Annotated in this window: 16 protein-coding genes; 2 read left to right on the forward strand and 14 right to left on the reverse strand. The window is 48.8% G+C overall.

Going from position 1 to position 18,323, the window contains the following annotated elements; all coding sequences use genetic code 11:
• Nucleotides 1-58: 58 nt before the first annotated feature.
• From ACWHX8_RS05200 to ACWHX8_RS05245, 10 genes are all read right to left on the reverse strand, one after another.
• Nucleotides 59-1,558 (reverse strand): cryptochrome/photolyase family protein, encoded by a 1,500-nt coding sequence (locus ACWHX8_RS05200; protein WP_447970900.1) that lies wholly within the window; start codon nt 1,556-1,558, stop codon nt 59-61.
• Between the two features lie 53 nt (nt 1,559-1,611).
• Entirely contained in the window at nt 1,612-2,022 is a 411-nt protein-coding gene (locus ACWHX8_RS05205; protein WP_447970901.1) for a PDZ domain-containing protein, read from the reverse strand.
• A gap of 24 nt (nt 2,023-2,046) precedes the next feature.
• Nucleotides 2,047-2,511, reverse strand: coding sequence for a DUF4149 domain-containing protein (locus ACWHX8_RS05210; RefSeq protein ID WP_447970902.1), 465 nt, complete (start codon nt 2,509-2,511; stop codon nt 2,047-2,049).
• A gap of 140 nt (nt 2,512-2,651) precedes the next feature.
• A complete protein-coding gene (locus ACWHX8_RS05215) occupies nt 2,652-3,575 on the reverse strand; it encodes a TIGR01777 family oxidoreductase (protein ID WP_447970903.1) in 924 nt (307 codons plus the stop codon).
• Between the two features lie 130 nt (nt 3,576-3,705).
• Nucleotides 3,706-4,638 (reverse strand): carboxypeptidase-like regulatory domain-containing protein, encoded by a 933-nt coding sequence (locus ACWHX8_RS05220; protein ID WP_447970904.1) that lies wholly within the window; start codon nt 4,636-4,638, stop codon nt 3,706-3,708.
• Between the two features lie 68 nt (nt 4,639-4,706).
• On the reverse strand, nt 4,707-5,294 hold the full coding sequence (locus tag ACWHX8_RS05225; RefSeq protein WP_447970905.1) for a Tll0287-like domain-containing protein: 588 nt from the start codon (nt 5,292-5,294) through the stop codon (nt 4,707-4,709).
• A gap of 22 nt (nt 5,295-5,316) precedes the next feature.
• A complete protein-coding gene (locus ACWHX8_RS05230; protein ID WP_447970906.1) occupies nt 5,317-6,162 on the reverse strand; it encodes a formylglycine-generating enzyme family protein in 846 nt (281 codons plus the stop codon).
• Nucleotides 6,159-6,557 carry a hypothetical protein gene (locus ACWHX8_RS05235; RefSeq protein WP_447970907.1) on the reverse strand — a complete coding sequence of 133 codons (399 nt, stop codon included), beginning with the start codon at nt 6,555-6,557 and terminating at the stop codon, nt 6,159-6,161. Before ACWHX8_RS05235 ends, ACWHX8_RS05230 begins: the two co-directional genes overlap by 4 nt.
• Before the next feature lie 69 nt (nt 6,558-6,626).
• Nucleotides 6,627-7,703, reverse strand: coding sequence for a formylglycine-generating enzyme family protein (locus tag ACWHX8_RS05240; protein WP_447970908.1), 1,077 nt, complete (start codon nt 7,701-7,703; stop codon nt 6,627-6,629).
• 78 nt (nt 7,704-7,781) lie between these two features.
• Nucleotides 7,782-8,726: a formylglycine-generating enzyme family protein gene (locus ACWHX8_RS05245; protein WP_447970909.1), complete on the reverse strand. Its 945-nt coding sequence runs from the start codon at nt 8,724-8,726 to the stop codon at nt 7,782-7,784.
• 544 nt (nt 8,727-9,270) lie between these two features.
• Here ACWHX8_RS05245 and ACWHX8_RS05250 point away from each other — a divergent pair.
• Entirely contained in the window at nt 9,271-10,173 is a 903-nt protein-coding gene (locus tag ACWHX8_RS05250; RefSeq protein ID WP_447970910.1) for a MerR family transcriptional regulator, read from the forward strand.
• A gap of 130 nt (nt 10,174-10,303) precedes the next feature.
• Here the strand turns inward: ACWHX8_RS05250 and ACWHX8_RS05255 are convergent, their stop codons facing one another.
• Nucleotides 10,304-10,621, reverse strand: a complete 318-nt coding sequence (locus ACWHX8_RS05255) for a DCC1-like thiol-disulfide oxidoreductase family protein (protein WP_447970911.1) — start codon at nt 10,619-10,621, stop codon at nt 10,304-10,306.
• A gap of 587 nt (nt 10,622-11,208) precedes the next feature.
• Here ACWHX8_RS05255 and ACWHX8_RS05260 point away from each other — a divergent pair.
• Nucleotides 11,209-13,947: a response regulator gene (locus ACWHX8_RS05260; RefSeq protein ID WP_447970912.1), complete on the forward strand. Its 2,739-nt coding sequence runs from the start codon at nt 11,209-11,211 to the stop codon at nt 13,945-13,947.
• 146 nt (nt 13,948-14,093) lie between these two features.
• Here ACWHX8_RS05260 and ACWHX8_RS05265 read toward each other — a convergent pair whose 3' ends face one another.
• The 3 genes from ACWHX8_RS05265 to ACWHX8_RS05275 form a co-directional block, all read right to left on the reverse strand.
• The gene (locus ACWHX8_RS05265; RefSeq protein WP_447970913.1) at nt 14,094-15,338 is read right to left on the reverse strand and encodes a DEAD/DEAH box helicase; all 1,245 of its coding nucleotides are present in this window, start codon (nt 15,336-15,338) and stop codon (nt 14,094-14,096) included.
• A gap of 176 nt (nt 15,339-15,514) precedes the next feature.
• Nucleotides 15,515-16,885 (reverse strand): TolC family protein, encoded by a 1,371-nt coding sequence (locus tag ACWHX8_RS05270; protein WP_447970914.1) that lies wholly within the window; start codon nt 16,883-16,885, stop codon nt 15,515-15,517.
• Nucleotides 16,882-18,198: a multicopper oxidase domain-containing protein gene (locus ACWHX8_RS05275; RefSeq protein WP_447970915.1), complete on the reverse strand. Its 1,317-nt coding sequence runs from the start codon at nt 18,196-18,198 to the stop codon at nt 16,882-16,884. Before ACWHX8_RS05275 ends, ACWHX8_RS05270 begins: the two co-directional genes overlap by 4 nt.
• Between the last annotated feature and the right edge of the window lie 125 nt (nt 18,199-18,323).

Genomic DNA, 18,323 nt, shown 5'->3' on the forward strand with positions numbered 1-18,323 from the left:
GTGTTAAATGTGTGTGGTCATGAACATTGTGGCTTTCGTCTGCGAGTCTGTAGTGCTGCTATTGCCTCATCGGTGATGCGTGTTCTGGCTCTGACTTCTCCGACTCATGTTTGAGTACGGCAAAAGCGGCCAAGGCACGTTGTCGAGCTTTCTGATGGTCAACGATAGGGTAGGGATACGTTTTCCCAAGTGTGATGCCATGCTCTGCTAATAGGAGTGGAGGCGCCTCCCAGGGTTTGTGAATCCACGGCGTCGGGAGTTTTGCAAGCTCGGGGACCCAACGACCAACATACTCGCCGATCGGATCAAATTTTAGCCCCTGTGTCACGGGATTGAAGATTCTGAAGTACGGAGCGGCATCGGCACCACACCCGGCAACCCATTGCCATCCCATCGTATTATTGGCCAGGTCGGCATCAACCAGGGTATCCCAAAACCATTCGGCTCCACGTTGCCAGGGCAGAAGCAGATGTTTCGTGAGGAATGAGGCGACGACCATGCGAACACGATTATGCATCCATCCAGTTTCCCAAAGTTGTCGCATGCCGGCATCAACAAATGGATAGCCGGTCAAGCCCTTTTGCCATTTTCGCAATGCGGTAGGATTGGTATCCCATGTGAACCTTGAAAATTTTTCCCGCAATGGTTTCGTTGGCGTGTGCGGATAGTGATAGAGGAGATGATATGAAAAGTCTCTCCAGACGAGTTGTCGAAGCACGGCTGTGGTTCCAATGTGAAACGATTTCCTCTGGTCAGTGACAAGTCTGCTCGTGAGTCGAGTCCACACGGTCTGCGGGCTGATCTCTCCGAAGTGCAAGTGTGGGGATAGTTCCGATGTGTGCTCTCGATCTGGTCGGTCATGATCTTGTGCATAAGAGACACATCGTGTGGAGATGAATTGTTTCAATTGTTTGTGTGCCCCAGTTTCTCCAGGCGTCCACGTTGAGCGAATACCGTCGGCCCAGTCAATGGTGGGCTCGAGGCCTAATTGTGTGAGGGCAATAGACTTTGGGCGTATAGGATTAGTTGAGAGGCCTGTAGGAATCGACATGGGTTTTGTGGGTGTAATATTTTCTGATAGGTAGCGCTTCCAGAATGATGTAAAGACTTGATAGGGTCGACCCGAATTATTGGTGACGTGTTCTGGGTCGATTAAGAGAGATCCTTGACATTCGTGTGTTGCCACATGCATCGCCTGCAATGCCTCTCGAATCTGAAGGTCTTCCGCTCTTCTGGATGGTTCATAGCAGCGATTCCAGTACACACTCGTCGCATGAGTTTCTTGAATGAGCGACTGCAGGGTGGGCAGGCAGTCTCCTTGGCGAATCACCAGGTTATGATTTTTCTTGTTGAGTTGTGTCTGTAAGGCATCCAGGGATTGATGAAGCCACCATCGACTTGCTCCTCCCATCGTCCACTTGTCGTGGTTGTTCACTGACCAGATGTAGACGAACACGATCGGTAATTTGCTCTGCAGGGCTGCCTGCAACGCTGGATTGTCTTGCAGCCGTAAATCTTGCCGAAACCACATAATTGTGACAGGTGTTGTTTTCATCATTCTTACATGTTCGCAACTTGTTTGATGATTCCTGGTGGTCATCAATCCATGCGTCAGGTTTTGGGGTGATCCATGAGTGTATTCTCTGAAATTCGAGAAATGGAAACGTCTCGAAGGCCTTGCTCACCTTTGACTTGGAGTGTGACGGATTTTCCCACTTCCCCGCGAATCATCGCCACAACTTCTTGGTAGGTTTTTCCACTGAGGACTGTTCCGTCAACTTGAAGAACTTCGTCTCCATGTGCCAGTCCGGCTCTTGCGGCAGGGCCTTCAGGATGAATAGCCCGAATGTATAAGCTGGCTGGATCTCCGACTCGATGAGCGGAAATATGCAAGGCCACGCCGATAATGCCGTTGGGTAGATTGGCGGATGAGTCAGGTGCATGTCCCATGTCAGCGGATGTAACCGGCAGTCCATACAACGAAAGTGAGAAAAACGTGATAATGAAAAATTTCAAAAACATGATGTGCCCCTTTCGTAAATGTGGTTAGATAAATCCCATGAGGCAGAGCCCCATGACCAATACCGCACTATTCAATTGTACGGAAAGACGATGGAGTGCGTCTCGTCGTTTGGCCATCAACGGTGTGTTGAGTCCTCGTGCGGCATTGACTTTGAGTGTATCGCTGAGTTCATTGATCTGATGCGTCAATGGTGTGCGGCAATAATTTTCAATGGCTAAAATGCCGAGCCACAGGCCTGAAGATACGACATCGAATGGGCCAAACCCTCGTAGGACGGCTAACGCGGTGATCGTGGCCCATCCTACTGCAGCGCTGATCATTCCGAGTGCGTAGTATCGTGGGAATAATTGCCGGACAACACGAGCAAATGATTCAGGTTCAAGATTACGGGCAAGAACCGGTGCGGTGACAAATGAAAGGAACACGACTTTGCCGACTAAGACGGCGAGCGCTAAGAGATGAAGATAGGCTAACGTGTGTTGCAACATTATCGCGTCTCCTCAAGTGGTTCGATTTTCCAGAAAAACAATGCGCAAGAATAACGATATCGTGCAAACGGTTCGAAGAAAGGATAACCGGTGTCGCCTCTTGTGTGCGTGTGTTGTCCCATGACCAGACTCACCTTCACCTACTTGGCCGCAGGTGCTGGCATTGAATCTCCCAATAATGACGCAAATGACTGATCCAGAGTTGGGTACATGAAGTCGAAGCCTTCGTGTGTAAGTTTTTGGGGAATAACCCGTTGTCCAGTGGTTAACATTTCAGAAAGCTCTCCGAGCAACAATTGAAGGACAAATGCTGGAACGGGTATCCACGATGGACGGTGTAAGGCCGTGCCCAACGTTTTGCAAAATTCATTCATAGAGACAGATTCTGGAGCGACCACATTGATAGGTCCGGATACCTTTTCTTCCTTGAGAAGCCAGATGAATAGCCGTGTCAGGTCACGAATGTCGATCCATGAGATTTTTTGAGTGCCTGGAGCAATAGGGCCACCCACATAGAATTTGAAAGGTGTTGTCATTTTACGCAGGGCCCCTCCCTCTGTTCCGAGCACCATGCCCATGCGAAGGCAGATCACTCGTACTCCATGTTGTGCAGCACGATTGGCCTCGAGTTCCCATTCCTCAGAGAGATTGGCCAAAAATCCTTCACCTTTGGGTGACGCTTCGGTCATGATCGCAGTGTCATCAGAACCATAGAATCCGATTCCTGACGCATTGATCAACAGGCTGGGTTTTGATGAAGCGTGACCTATGGCTGTCACAAGTCGACGAGTCGTCTCAATTCGACTCTTGAGAAGTATGTCTTTTCGTGAAGGCGTCCATCGTGCGTCGGCAATTGGGGCACCGGCGAGATTGATGATGGCATCAGCGCCATTCACGGCCTGTTCTAGCATATCCCAATTTACTGTCTTTGTATGAGTGACTGTGTGTCTTTGTGATGGCGTAGGCTGTCTGGATATCACCGTCACGGCATGGTGTTTCTCAATCAATGCCTGGCAGACTTGGCGACCGATAAACCCTGTTCCCCCTGTCACGATGACGTTCATGGGTTTTTCCTCATCGAAGTGAAGAACGGTGAACGAATTATTGATATGGTCAAGTTATTATACAACTTCCCCGTATCTCCCTGCTGACACGACCGACTAAGTAAGCAAGATAGCGTATACATGTTATCCCTTACTCTCCCTCTTGCTGCAGTTCGACAGAAGGAACAATATGAGAGTCCCCAAGCAACTCTATTCCAAAAGGGTTGGGCTTCGCTTCGGGTTTGGTCTCAACTGGTGAAGGTGTTGGCTGAAGTTCAAGTTTGAGATGCCGCGTCTCGTGTTTTCTGATCTGAACGAGTCGCTCTGTTTGGCCCACTGGATGCCAGATGATCAATGTGTAGGATCCTGGGGGTACGTTGGGTATGGTGAACTTCCCTTCGGCATTGGACGTGGCGGAGTAGGGGTGAGATAGGGCTATAGCCCATCCTTGCATGTAGCTGTGATATTCACAACGGATGAAGAGAACGCCTGGTGTGTTCACTGTGTGCTGTATGGCTGGACCCGATTGATGAAGGCCTGTCGTCCCTGTCTGGAGGAAATCACTTTTGCGAGAATGGCCATGCGGCTTGAGGTCTTGACGAACGAGTAAACGTCCGCCCTGTGCTGTAGCCTGAAAGACTTCGAGTTTGTGAAGAACGGGATCCCAATTCTGAAATGTTAGATGATCGCCAGTGCGAAGCCGTTCGATGTAGGGGGTGAAACGGCAATCTCGTGCCTTGACCGTAGTGGTGCGAGACTCTCTTGGGGCAGGAGTTTCGATGTCCTTGATGTAGATAATCGCATTTGCCATACGGTGTTCATTTCCGAGTTGGACCTTCGGTCCAAGTCTCCATCCTTTTCCATCTGATACTCGACCGCAGTAATACGGGTCTGGGTATGTTGCGAGATTGAATTTCTTCGAGGGAGGTGGTGAGCCGTCCATTGTGATAGTGCCTGACACATGTCCGACCTCCTCTGATTCTGCTTGAGCCAAGGTGGGCGTGAACTCAGTGAAAACCATCATGGCGATAAAAAATCCAATCACGTTTGATGAATGAACAGTCTGAAGGATTGCCGTACGCATCGTGATGGACCTCCTTCTCGGGCACCTCAGGCATGAACCACGTCCTTCGATGTGACAGGAAACTTCTGTCACTCTAGTGGAAACGAGATAATGATCCCTCCCATCACATCACCAAGTCGATGATCACGTTTGGGGCTCAGAATGTGGGTGTTATGACAATTGATACAAGCCTTGGAAACTCCTTTGTCTGCATAGATCGCCTTGAAATAACGTTTTTTGTCGTGAAGCACGATGCCGGTAACTGGTTGATCAGGGGCCTTTTGAATGGCCTCTAGTCCCCGTCGCTCAAAGTCTGATGTAGGACCATTTTTTTCGTAGATTGGCCATAAGCTGGCGAGTCGGTATTTCAGACCATAACCGGCATCTTCCGTACGCTTTCCAGACATGAGGAGCATCTGTGCTGGCAGAGGTATCGCATTTTTATGTTTCCAGCCTTCTGTGGCCATGACCGTGCCTGTATCTTGCATTCGCTCTACCACGTGTTGAGTGTAGAGTGTTCGATCTGCCTCAATAACCGAGTAAATAAATCCGGCAACTAATTCTGGATTGATGTCACGTGACATGTGAGACGTATCATTCGGAAGAGCTCTGTGGATCATGATGAAGAATACACAAGCGGTCAGCGTGATAATGTGAGTCACAAGTTTCTTTCCCATATCCAGCTCCTCAGCTCATGAATTAATCTGTCTTGCCTCGTACGTTGGCCGCGGGATCTTTTGCGTGTTTGCTCAGACTGGCATCTCGGGCGCACCGGAATCCAATCCCGTGAGTTTTTAATGCGAATCCGCCTTTCCCTCTCGACATGACTCGTAGATCAGGAAGGAAGCTACGCCAGGATCCTCCTCGAATGACTTTTAATATTCCCGAATCTGGCCCCCTGGGGTTTCGCTCCGGCGAGTTCTTATAGTAGTCAGGGGTGTACCAATCTTCGACCCATTCCCTCACATTCCCTGCCATATGATGGATGCCATATGGTGATGCTCCTTCTGGAAGCGATGTGGCGTTCATAAGAGTCTCGACTCCTCTCCATTCTCCATCAAAATTGGCAGGGACGGTGTCATGCGTAGAGTCTCCCCATGGATAGATCCGTCCGTCGGTCCCTCTGGCCGCCTTTTCCCATTCGGCTTCGGTGGGCAGCCGTTTCCCCGCCCAGAAACAATAATCGACGGCGTCATGCCATGTGACTTGTACGACTGGCAGCTCTTCTACGCCGGAGATGTCAAAATCTTTTTCATCGTTGTAGACGTTTAATGGTGGCTTATGAAGCGTTTCTTCAATGAATTTCTGATACTGACGGTTCGTGACTTCGTATTTATCGAGTGTGTACGCATGGAGAAATATTTTTCTGCGTGGTCGTTCATCGGGTCGGCCTTCCGAGTCTGTGCTTCCATGAATGAATGGCCCAGCCGGTATGGTGACCATCTCTACAGGGTCTTTCTCAATGAATGCTTCTTTCGCTGGTAGAAGACTTACGTTGGAAACGAAGAATCCGAGTATGAAAAACATATTCAACCATATCTTCATTGTTTTCTCTCCCGACTCGACGCGACAATTGTCTTCGATAAATCGATGACTCGATTCGTGATTTGTTGAACCGACAGGAGATCTCCTTTTCTCCCTGCTTGTCTGGCCCTCATGACGAGGCCACGTGCTTCATGTAATTGTTGTTCAATATGGGCCTGGATGGTGGGGGAGGCCAGAGTCCCCTCGATGGCGGATCGATGAAACTCCTCCCACGCAACGTCGACGGCTTGTGCAGCTGCATAGATGGGATCACCAGTGCTTGCTTTCGAAGAATAGCCTCCTTCTGAGGCACGTAAATCATAGGGAGTCCAGCAAACAATTGTGAGTGCCATAAGACCGAAAAATCCACGATATGCGTGTCGCAATGTGTGTTGTGAGTTATTCATAATGTTCATCGCTCTGGCCTCCTGCTGTTCTTCTATGGATCATCCGTACACTGGGTGTACCATAACGAGGGTGTACGATTAATTCAGAAGACTTCGCATCTGTTTGAGCTCCTCATTTGTCGGGTCTAGCTGTAACGCCTGATCGAGATTTTTTTTCGCCACTTCATGTTTTTCGATGCCGATGTTCTTCATAGCTTCAATCGTCAGAGTACGAACGTCGTTGACAATGGATTGAGGTGCGGCTTTGGCGCACCGAAATCCGAGCCCGACCCCATAGCTATTGTTCATGGGGTTATTCCAGAATCGATGAGTGCTGGTAATGCTGGATTTGGCTGCAATCCATGATCCGCCGCGAATCACCCGTTTTTCTCCGGTCGTCAGGCGATCGACATATGTACCAGTTCCTCCAAGCCAAATAGGTTTCAATGGTCCCTTTGTGTTCACAGGGTGAGGAAGCTTTTTGTAAAAGTTAGGATCATACCAATCCTCGACCCATTCGAAGACATTGCCTGCCATGTGATGAAGTCCAAAAGGACTCGCGCCTTCAGGGAGCGAATCTACCGGAAGAGTGGCCTTAAGGTTTTTCCCAAAATTAGCCTTTGCCTCATCAAACTTGTTGCCCCAGGGGTAGATCCTACCATCTGATCCACGTGCGGCATGCTCCCATTCGGCTTCAGTCGGGAGTCGTTTGCCTTCCCATTTGCAGTAAGAGTTGGCATCCGACCAGTTCACTCCCACGACTGGTTGTTCGGGCTTATTCAATCGAGGATCATCCCAATAGGCGGGAGATGTGTGTCCTGTATCTTTCATGAATTGTTCGAACTTTTTATTGGAGACTTCATATTTGTCAATCATATACGAATCCAGGACGACCCAATGTGCCGGCCCTTCGTCGTGAAAGGCTTCACGAGACCACGGCATACTCGCGCGTTTTTGGTACATTGTTTGCGTTTCTCCCTTCTGCGCGTCTCTTTTGGATTCATCTTGATCGATGCCCATGACGACCGCCGAGAACGGGATATATGCCATGTCTTTGTCTGTCTGAGGTTGGTCTGCTAGGGCTGCCGTTCCAGAGCTTATGAGAAAAACTGTTGCGACGATCAACGACGTTTTTGTCTTGCCTAATCGGCTTTTTTGTCTAGTGAGATGTGTCATGTGTACTCCTTCAGTGTGTCGATAGCGCGTCAGGTTGAGAGCCGTGAGTTATGAGGGACTCACGCAAGCATCACCTTCTTACTTATTTAATTGCTTCATGATCAATTCACGAGTCTGTTGATATTCCGTGTTTTCGGAGTCACCTTCGAGGGCTTTATCGATTGATTGTAAGGCGTCTTTCCACTCTTCTTTACCCATACTGATGAGCGCATGCATGAAGTCATACTGCACATCATTCATGCTGTCAGTGGAGGCGGACTTGGCGCATCGGAATCCTAATCCCACACCGTAGGAGTTATTTTCTGGTTGATTCCAAAATCTGTGACTTGTATGGAGTGAACTGGCTGGCGCTAACCATGACCCACCTTTCAACACTTTGACGGCGCCTTGGTTAGCGAAGTCAATTCCTGTTGCAGGCCCCTGGGGGTTCATAGCTGGACTAACTTCATAGTAGTTTGGGTCGTACCAATCGGACACCCACTCGAAGACATTTCCTGCCATGTTGTAAAGCCCGTAGTCGCTTGCTCCCTCAGGGTAAGAATTCACCGGAGAGGTTTTACCCACATTCTGCCCATAATTAGCTTTAGCCTTTGTGAGTTTGTGTCCCCACGGATAGTGACTGCCACGTGGGCCTTTCGCTCCAAGTTCCCATTCAGCTTCTGTCGGCAGACGTTTGCCTTTCCATTCACAGAATTTGCTGGCGTCATACCAGTTCACTCCCACGACTGGCTGTTCCGGTTTGTTGAGCCGAGGGTCATCCCAATAGGCTGGCGCCGTGTGCCCACTGGACTTTAGAAATTCCCGGTAATCCTTGTTGGAGACTTCAAATTTATCGATATAATACGAATCGAGAACGACTTGGTGAGGTATCTCATCGCCGTGCTCTTGACTGCCCATCGTGAATTCACTGCGTGGAATGTTCGCCATGTTTTCATGCTCTGCTGCGAATGTCGAACCCACTGGTGCAAGAAATAGGGTGCTAGCTAAAAGGGTCGTGGTAAATGAGGTAGGTACCTTAGTCATGGTGCTGACTCCTTTGTTGGGTGATGGTGAGTATGAAAACCCTGCTTTACTGTCTTACATTCAATTTGCCTATTCGCTGGCAGACCATGTACCGAGAATTTCACGAGAAGCGCTCCGGTGAAGAGTGAATTGTGGTGACTTGCTTGGTCGACGAAGCCTTGCGGGGGTGGTCTGTCTCGCAAAAGTGGTCTTACTCCGATTTCGTAATATGGTTGGGTCAATGACTTCTCCGCAGGCGAAGCACTTGAGTGCGTTCACGACGACTTCTCCTGAGTCACTTGCTACATCGAAGCAATAGTGCGGGATCATCAAATTGCCGCATCGATGACAATGATCAAAATGGGTTGAAAGTTGGTTAGTCTCCACTACGCTCACTGAATCTTGGGAAGACTGTGTGAATGTAGAATGTTTAACCATTGTTCGACCTTTCTGTATTTAATGTTTGTCTAATGTATGTCAAATCTTATTTATTGTAGTTATAGTTTGTCAATAGTTTTCGTGACATATTTTTGACGTACATTAGACATGGTGTTACAAATAACCAATGCCTGCATACAGAATTCACAGATTTTCTAAGCTCACAGGCCTCACTCCTCATGTCATCCGAGCATGGGAAAAACGATACGGCTTGGTCACTCCAACCCGTGGGAAAAATCGATATCGTCAGTATACGGACGAAGATGTCAGGTTTTTCCGCTATTTGAAGTCACGGGTGGATCATGGAGATTCGATAGGTTCACTCGCAGAACTTGGACGTGAGGAACTTCTGAAGCGTGCCCAATTGGCGTCTGTAGAAGTTATTCAGGTGGAAACGCCAGCTGAGCAGCTCGTCTCAGAGTTGATCCATGCGGTTCAACAACATGCCTTTGATGTCTTTGAACGAAAGCTCAATGGGGCATTGGCTGTGATCCCGTTCGAAGAGGCGTTACATCGATTTTTGTTTCCACTACTTGAACGGGTTGGTGATCTGTGGCACGAAGGAATAATGAGTGTTGCTCAAGAACATTACGTGTCCAATCTTGTGAAACAGAAAATATTTTCGGCGATGAATCATGTGCGTGTGAACGAGCATGGCCCTGCAGTTGTTGTGGCCTGTCCTCAGAATGAGTCGCACGAAGTCGGTGCCTTGACCGTCGCGTATCTCTGTACGTCACGCGGTTGTCGAACGCATTACCTTGGACTTCGTATGCCGATTAATGAGTTAGTCGAGTATTGCAGAGCTATTCGTCCAGCACTCATTTTATTTTCTCTCACGATACGTCCATCAAATGAGGATGCGGAAAACTTAGCGAGTGACCTCGAAGCTCAACTACTGCCTATCTGTCCAGTAGGAATTGGTGGGCAGGGAGTTATTGACTATGAGTCGGTCTTCGAAAAAGAAAAAATTACGGTGTTTCGGTCTCTCAAAGAGGTAGAAATTCGTTTGTTGTCATTGACAATATCGTGATTGGCTACTGAATGAGAGAGAAAAAGCACGACCTGATAAGGCGGAGTCAGCAAGTGTCATTATCAAAAAGTGAAGGGGTAATGGCGGGTTCTTTTTCTCGTTCGTCATGTTGAGTTCGTGAGAAAATATTTCATTCTGCTCTTCGTGTCAGTCGTAATCTATTTTTGGCAAACCAGGCATAGGCTCGAAGAAGCCATTGAGTGATGGTTGCTTGTCGGCTCAATCGTGCATGCCACCGTAACCCTATGGCTTCCCACATAGCTCGAAAGACTTCCACTCCCGTAATCGTATTTCCGTTTGCACAGCGGGCATGAATCACACGTGCGAAGTCGCATGTAGACATTCCATGGCCTGTCTCATCGTAAGAAGTTTGTGTGAAATTCACGAGTTGTAAATGTTTCTTCCGATTGTAGCGAAACCAAATAACTTTCAGCCAAATGTACATCATGTGCACAGCGCAACAACACAGGTTGTACCGACGGCAGTATATTGAGACGGTTGTCATTGTTTCGTGTGCTTGTCAGACGTCTTTGTCTATTGACGAGAGATTGCCGAACATTAGGTGCCGAAGTTTCTCGTTTTTCGTTGTTGTGTGTCGTTTTCCTTTTTTGTGTTTCTGGATAAGGACCAATGGAGGGGTATGTTACAGATCGTCAAGAAGCGACCAATCGCGGTATTCGATATAGGGTGAAAGCCAGAGAAAATACCATTGCCTTTCAAAAAGTTAGATTTAATTTTTGACACTCTTTGTTCGATAATGATTATTGAATGACTCTATAGGCCATCACCTCAGTCAGAGCGACAGCGTGCGCTGTTGTCTATAAGCAAGACGGAGTCGTGTGGCTGTCATCTCTGGATTATCTGGTTTTTGGCAACCTCCAGACGCCACACTTTGACACCTGACGTACGATGAATGATTGAGCTATCGACAAACCTATGTGAATTGGCGCCGCAAGCCGTAGCGACAGTTCTGCTGACCGGGCGCTATATAGGACATAGACTGTTGCATGGTGTGCATGTAGAAAACGGTACGTTATGAAATTTTTGAAAGATGAATATCGTATTCAGTTGATGGTGTGGGTCCTGGTGAGCCTTGCCTTAGCGTTTGGGCTCTACGCTGTCAGCTTGATTCACTTTGCCCTGGGGCAAGTGAAAGAAGCACGGATGGACTTAAAAGCCCAGGAGAACGCGCTGAATGTGTCTCGAGCGAATATTGAGAAACATTTGACGGATGTGCGGAGGCAAATGATTTCGCTTTTTGACATTCAGGACTTGAAAAATGGGAAAGTCGGTGCCATCGATAAACTTCAGGGATTTCTCCGAGTCCAATCCCAGGCAAGTCAGGATCACGAGCTTCGAAACACATTACTTGGGTTGGAGGCCGTGTCTGCAGATCTGAAAGCCTATGTGCTTGTGGCTGATCAATGGGAGACCAAATATCAGAATGCCGTAGAGACAGATAACCGTGTGAATATGCTACGTCTGCTCCAAGAACGTGCGACGCTCAAAGGCGAAATTGAATTGGTATTTGAAGATATCTATCAACGGCAAGCAGAGATTCATGCCCTTATTCAGAAAGAGGTGAACCGTCTTTTTAATCATGTTGAAGAGTCTTTGGCTAACAGATGGGATGAAGTGCTGATCCTTGGAGGGACGGGGATCTTCATTTTTCTCTGTGTTGCGATTGTGTTGTCACAGAAAATCTATTCCCAAATGCTTGAGCTCAGAAGGGTACGGGAAGAAGCGCAAAAAGCTGTGAAGGCGAAATTAGAAGGGGAGACCGAGTTGCGGCGTTTGGCTTCATTTCCCGAAAGCAATCCCAACCCGATCATCGAAGTCAATGGTGACGGGCAGGTGCGGTACCTGAATCCCGCCGCACAAACCATCTATGATGAGCATCGCCATGCCTCAGAGATTCACCCGCTTATTCATGATTTGCCGGCGATTATTGAAAAATTGAAGACTAGTGGACAGCCGTCATATGGTCGAGAGATCTACATGGACCATGTCATCTATGAGCAAGAAATTACCTTGCTTCCAGATTTTAATGCGATTCGCGTGTATTCCATTGATATTACAACACGGAAGTGCGCAGAACTTGAACTTCTTGAAGCGAAGGAGCGTGCGGAAGCTGCGGTAAAGGCAAAGAGTGAATTCCTTGCGATGATGAGTCATGAGATCAGAACACCGATGAACGGCGTGATCGGCATGACCGGATTGTTACTCGAAACCGCACTCACGCCTCAACAGCATCATCTTGCCGATACGGTTCGGGGGTCAGGTGAAGCCTTATTAACGATCATCAATGATATCCTTGATTTTTCAAAGATTGAAGCCGGAAAACTGGAGCTGGAAACGATTGATTTCAACTTACGCACGTCCCTCGAAGAAACGTTGGAGTTAGTCGCAAGTAAGGCGGCAGAAAAAGATCTGGAACTCATCGGTCTTGTTTCTGCGAATGTCCCTGTGAACCTTCGAGGCGATCCAGGGCGTCTTCGGCAAATTTTACTGAATTTAATCGGCAATGCGATTAAATTTACCGAGCATGGAGAAGTTTCTGTACAGGTTCAGCTTCTTCAAGAGGAAGCTGAATACGTTGTTCTGCGTGTAGAAGTGGCGGATACAGGAATCGGTATATCTCCCGAGGCCACGGCGAAGCTCTTTGCCTCATTCAGTCAGGCGGATAGCTCCACAACACGAAAATATGGAGGGACCGGTCTTGGCCTTGCTATTTGTAAGCAGCTTGTCGAGCAGATGCATGGAAAGATTGGCGTTGAGAGTGTTCCGAACGAAGGGAGCACGTTTTGGATGACCATTCAACTTGAGAAGCAGTCTGAACAGGTTGTATTGCCGCAGTGTGACCAGCTTCGCGGGCTTCGTCTCTGTATTGTGGATGCCCATCGAGCGAATCGTGATCTTCTTGCGCGCTATGCCGAAGAATGGGGAATGACGTGTGTGACGGCTGCAACATCCACGGAGGCTCTGACATGTTTCCATGCGGCTGAACAGGAGAAGGAGCCATTCGACCTTGCTATTGTCGGAATGAAGATGTCAGAGATGGATGGCGTAGCACTGGCGCGTACCATAAAGGCGAATGCATCGTTTAGTGCTGTGCGTTTAATTTTGTTGACGGCATTGGGGCAAGGCATTGATTCTGTAATAGCTCGTGAGGCTGGCTTCGAAGGCTATGTGACGAAACCCATTCGGATGCAATCTTTGTATGACTGTTTCGCAACGGTCATGGGCTATCAACAAGAGGAGCGCGAGTCTGCACCTATCGTAGAGCCAAGTGTGACGGATGATGAGGTTCTTCGAAGTTCGGTGCGGATACTGGTGGCAGATGATCATGGAGTCAATCAGCAACTTGCGGTCATGATGTTGGAGCGTTTGGGGTATCGGGCAGATGTTGTCGGGAATGGGCAGGAAGCCGTCGAAGCGGTATCACGTGTGCCCTATACGCTCGTGTTGATGGATTGTCAGATGCCTGAAATGGATGGCTATGAAGCTACGAAAGTAATTAGAAGATGTGAAGCGTTACGCGTGAAACGTGAAGTGTATGAGGACGAAACACGAGACATGATTCACGAACGACAAGATACGCGAGAGCACGTTCCAATTATTGCGATGACCGCCAATGCGATGCAAGGCGATCGGGAAAAATGTCTTGCGGCTGGCATGGATGATTACGTAACGAAACCTATTAACTTTCAAGAATTAGCAAAGATGATGACAAAGTGGTTATCGAAACTGAGTCTTCAGAAAACAAGTGTATAGAACGATGTCGATGAGGATGAAGGCGATTTGTTATCTCATGATGCGAGCGACAAGCAAGGGCTTGACGTTGCGTCGTTAGCATTCTGTTGTTGACAGCACGCGGGTGCGCGAGTGTGGTGCTTCTGGGTTTGCACTCCTATCTATCATCATTTTTTAGATTTTCTTTTCTTCTTCTTTTTATGCTTCTCCCATTCGTTCATGGTTTCCAGTAACTCTTCTAACGTGTCCTCTCCACTGGGATGTTGAATGGTGAAGGCATAGTCTTCTTTCGCGATTTTGATGACATCGATCTGTTTATCTAGAAAACCTTGAATTTCTTCAAGCCGTTCTTTTTCTTCTTTGCTACAGAACGAAAGGGCGGTGCCCTTGTTCACACCGCGACCAGTTCGTCCTACGCGGTGGACATAATTTTCGGCTTTGTCCGGTAAGTCATAGTTGATTACGTAATGAACATCTGGGATGTCAATCCCGCGCGCGCTGACATCGGTGGCAATTAACGCACGACTGCCCCCGGCCTTGAAAGCTTTCATGACCTCGGCACGATCGTGTTGATCTTTGTCGCCATGGATCGTCACTGTTTCGATTCCCACGCGTCCCATGGCTTTGGCGACCCGTTCGGCGCGGACACGGGTCCTCACAAATACAATCATCCGGCTGTCAGGGTTATCAGCCATAAATCGTTCCAAGAAAAACCGCTTGTCATCCATTTCCACAAACATGACATAGTGTGAGACATTTTTTGAGACACGATTTTCTGGTGAAATTTGTATACGGATAGCCGAATGTCTGATTTGAGAATACGCGAGTTTTTTAATGTCTTTATCGATGGTGGCGGAGAAAAATAAGGTTTGGTGTTGTTGAGTGAGCTTCCGTTTGATCGCATGAATATCGTCGATGAAGCCGAGATCGAGCATATGATCGGCTTCGTCGAGGACGAGGGTGTTGACCCGTCTGAGGTCAACGTAACCTTGATGGATCAGATCAAACAAGCGGCCCGGTGTGGAGATGAGGACATCGATGCCGTGTTGAAGTTTTTGAATTTGCGGATCTTGTTCCACACCGCCATACATGGCGTATGCTTTGACTTTTGTGTGTTTGGACAGCGAGGTAAAGACCTCTCCAATCTGCATGGCGAGTTCATGCGTCGGAACCATAACGAGGCATTGAATGCCATGAGAACGTTGATTGCTTTTCCTGTGATCGATGTGGTGGATGATCGGAATGGCGAAGGCTGCCGTTTTCCCCGTTCCGGTCTGGGCAATCGCCAAGACGTCTTCGCCTGCCATGATTGAAGGGATGGCTTTAAACTGAATGTCTGTGGTTCGCACAAACCCGAGCTGAGCAAGGTTGTGTTTGATTGTTGCCGAAATGGGATACTTTTCAAATTTCATGGTGTATTCAGATTGCTCTTCTGAGCCGATTCAGCTCTGTATCGAGGTTTTGCCCTTTCGAATGTTGTGGACGTTCGCTGCGCTGGAGAACAAACACATGTGAGCAATGTCTATTATACGGTGACGCGCATGCCATCTCCAGGCGTCTCAATGTGAGGGGGTGAATTTCGTGAACGTCATGGAACATCGGTGTTCATCGGAAATTGCCCGCCTAAGGCGACTTGGAGTTTGGATTCTGTCTGTCGGTAAGCCCGGAGAGCTTGAAAGTATCCCCGCTGGGTATCCAATATGCGGCGACGGGCTTCGATAAGAAAGATGCTGTTGAGTTGCATGGTGTTATAAAATCGTTCAACGTAAGTGAGTGCGTTCTGTTGTGCGACGAGCATTTTATCACGAAATAGCTGAGCATGGGTTTCGTGAAATGTGAGTTCGGCCAAGAGGTGTTGAATTTCTTGTTTGGTCGCCAACTCAGCGGCTTGGAGTTGTTGTTCAGCTTGCCGCAATTGAAACTCGGCTCGGGCGATTCCCCCTTGATTTTGATTGAAAATGGGGATTTGGAGAACCAGGAGCGGTCCCGCACTGCGCACCTGATCCAACTCTCTCGTATAGTTACCTCCAAAGCCAACGTCGCCAAAAAATCTGGCTTTTTGCAGGGCAAGAATCCGACGGGTTTGCTCAATTTGAAGGTGATTGAGTTGTAAATCCACACGATGGCGTTTGGCAATATCCCATCCCTGTTCAGGGGAAAGCGCACGAAGAGGAAGTTGTTCCAGGTTGCCATGTATCTTGATTTGTGCATTCGCCAGCGGGTCGAAGCCCAGTGTTTCAATCAGTCGAGTCCGTGCTGTCACTCGTTTGGCGTGAATGCTTGCGAGTTCAACTTGTCCATCGAATAACACGTTTTCCGCGAGGTAAATATCCAGATCATTGACGAGTCCCGCATGAAATCGGACTTGTAATTCTTGGACTGTTGTGTGAAAGAGTTCAACATTGCGGGTCATGAATTGATAGAGGGCTTCTTGTAGGAGCATGTCGTCAAAGGCATCGCGGGCTGCGGCGGCCGTCTGTAGCACTTCTTGGACGACGAGTTGTGTCATGCGGAGTGCATCGACTTCGGCGATGTGGCGTCGCAGTGGAACGTTCCAGAGATCGGATATTCGAAAAAACAGGTCCAGTTCGGTGTTTGTCCCTGTCGCGCCGCTTATCGGAAAGCGAAGGAGCGTGCCCAGTTCCGGGTTGGTGTAGAGACCGGCTTGCACCACATCTGCGCGGGCAATACCTAAAGATTCCAGAGTGGCTTGCAGTCTTGGATTATTCAGCAAGCTGATCCGAATGGCTTCTTCGCGCGTGACACCATTTTTGAGAAAATCATCAATCATGTGTTTGGTCTGGGCATGATCCTCGGCTGTTTGTTGCCAGGCTACCGGACTTCCTGTACGCGACAGACTTTCCTTGATGATGCGCTCTTGATCCTGTGTGACGTCGACCGTGGCGCAGCCCTGGGTGAACAGTACACTCATGAGCACGCAGATAGCCGGATACTTCATGGTCTCTCCCTTTTCTGTTGACTTGGATGTTGCCAGACGGCTTCGGGGTCTGTGGGCGTGACATGAACGAGTGTAAACATGCCTCCATGCGGCATGATGCCCATGGGCGCATCGGCCATGGCATTCATCACATGATGAAGGCGATGGCAATGCATACGCCACGATCCAGGGTTCCACGCGATGAATTCCACATCACGGGTGGTACCTGGTGGCACGTTGATCGTCGACCCAGGCCATTGAGCCGATGGCGGGATCGGGCCGCCTTCTGTTCCAACAACCTTCCAGGAGTAGCCGTGAATGTGGATGGGATGGCTTTGCATGCTCAGATTACCGAAGCGAATGCGGATACGGTCTCCTTGCTGAATGTTCAGGGAATCAATGCTTGGAGCGGCTTTGCCATTAAATGTAAACCAATTGAAATTCATTGAGCTGATATTGGGATTGGGATTTCCCGGAGCAAATGTCCATTCCTGTAGGAGGATTGCAAACTCTTTGTCCGGTCGTGAGGTGTGGTCTTTAGGGTGGACGACGAACAGGCCGCCGAGTCCAAGTGCATCCTGTTTCATGACGTTAAACCCGGTGTGATACATGAATGTTCCATTCTGATGCACCGTAAATTCGTAGACGTGTTGGCCTCCAGGCGGAGTGGGAGCTTCGGTCACCCCGCCTGCGCCGTCTTGATGGTTGGGTATCTCTAAGCCGTGCCAATGAATTGATGTGGGTTCCGGAAGTTCATTGATGAGGATGACGCGGATTCGATCGCCTTCCGTCACTTCAATCGTCGGGCCGGGCATCGATCCGTTATACCCCCATACGAGGCCATGTTGTGCGGTATGGGGTCTCTCGTTGTGCATGTTCCCGACAAACTGATTCATGAGCGGAATCATCGATTGGTCCATGGGGTGTCCGTCGGTAAACTCATGGTGGATGGGTTGGGCGATCAGGGTAAAGACTTTGATATCTCCATCCAGCTCGTATCCGAGTGACGGCACGTTCAGGGTATTCACTATACCCATTTGAGAACCCATCGTTGGTGGAGGAGGCGAATACGCTTTCTCTTGCTCAATGCGGGGAGATTGAATGGTGCCAAGTGGGTTGTCTCTGTTCCTCATGGGGTCCGAAAAGATGGAAGTTGGTGGATTTTCTGAGGAATGCTTCTCTGAATGCTGAGCAACGGCATGTTGTGGTGATGGCTCGACCTGAGCCGTCGTCACGGTGTGATCGTGCGTGTCGTCGTATGCGAACGCCGTATGTCCGCACATGAGTAATATGGTGCATGCACATTTCACGAGAGAGAACGGGTACATTCGCATAGGGTAACTCCATAGCAATGGTTCGTGGCTCATCACATGGTCCAGGGCGCATGTGGATATCGACGTCAGGCTCCAGTCTGCTTCAGGTTTTTCTTGAGTGCGCAGATGGCGCTATGGGTTATTGA

This window comes from Nitrospira sp. M1 (genome assembly GCF_965152605.1).

Coding starts and splice junctions, on each gene's coding strand:
- ACWHX8_RS05200 (WP_447970900.1), bottom strand. CDS start 1,558: ATGATGAAAACAACACCTGTCACAATTATGTGGTTTCGGCAAGATTTA.
- ACWHX8_RS05205 (WP_447970901.1), bottom strand. CDS start 2,022: ATGTTTTTGAAATTTTTCATTATCACGTTTTTCTCACTTTCGTTGTAT.
- ACWHX8_RS05210 (WP_447970902.1), bottom strand. CDS start 2,511: ATGTTGCAACACACGTTAGCCTATCTTCATCTCTTAGCGCTCGCCGTC.
- ACWHX8_RS05215 (WP_447970903.1), bottom strand. CDS start 3,575: ATGAACGTCATCGTGACAGGGGGAACAGGGTTTATCGGTCGCCAAGTC.
- ACWHX8_RS05220 (WP_447970904.1), bottom strand. CDS start 4,638: ATGCGTACGGCAATCCTTCAGACTGTTCATTCATCAAACGTGATTGGA.
- ACWHX8_RS05225 (WP_447970905.1), bottom strand. CDS start 5,294: ATGGGAAAGAAACTTGTGACTCACATTATCACGCTGACCGCTTGTGTA.
- ACWHX8_RS05230 (WP_447970906.1), bottom strand. CDS start 6,162: ATGAAGATATGGTTGAATATGTTTTTCATACTCGGATTCTTCGTTTCC.
- ACWHX8_RS05235 (WP_447970907.1), bottom strand. CDS start 6,557: ATGAACATTATGAATAACTCACAACACACATTGCGACACGCATATCGT.
- ACWHX8_RS05240 (WP_447970908.1), bottom strand. CDS start 7,703: ATGACACATCTCACTAGACAAAAAAGCCGATTAGGCAAGACAAAAACG.
- ACWHX8_RS05245 (WP_447970909.1), bottom strand. CDS start 8,726: ATGACTAAGGTACCTACCTCATTTACCACGACCCTTTTAGCTAGCACC.
- ACWHX8_RS05250 (WP_447970910.1), top strand. CDS start 9,271: ATGCCTGCATACAGAATTCACAGATTTTCTAAGCTCACAGGCCTCACT.
- ACWHX8_RS05255 (WP_447970911.1), bottom strand. CDS start 10,621: ATGATGTACATTTGGCTGAAAGTTATTTGGTTTCGCTACAATCGGAAG.
- ACWHX8_RS05260 (WP_447970912.1), top strand. CDS start 11,209: ATGAAATTTTTGAAAGATGAATATCGTATTCAGTTGATGGTGTGGGTC.
- ACWHX8_RS05265 (WP_447970913.1), bottom strand. CDS start 15,338: ATGAAATTTGAAAAGTATCCCATTTCGGCAACAATCAAACACAACCTT.
- ACWHX8_RS05270 (WP_447970914.1), bottom strand. CDS start 16,885: ATGAAGTATCCGGCTATCTGCGTGCTCATGAGTGTACTGTTCACCCAG.
- ACWHX8_RS05275 (WP_447970915.1), bottom strand. CDS start 18,198: ATGCGAATGTACCCGTTCTCTCTCGTGAAATGTGCATGCACCATATTA.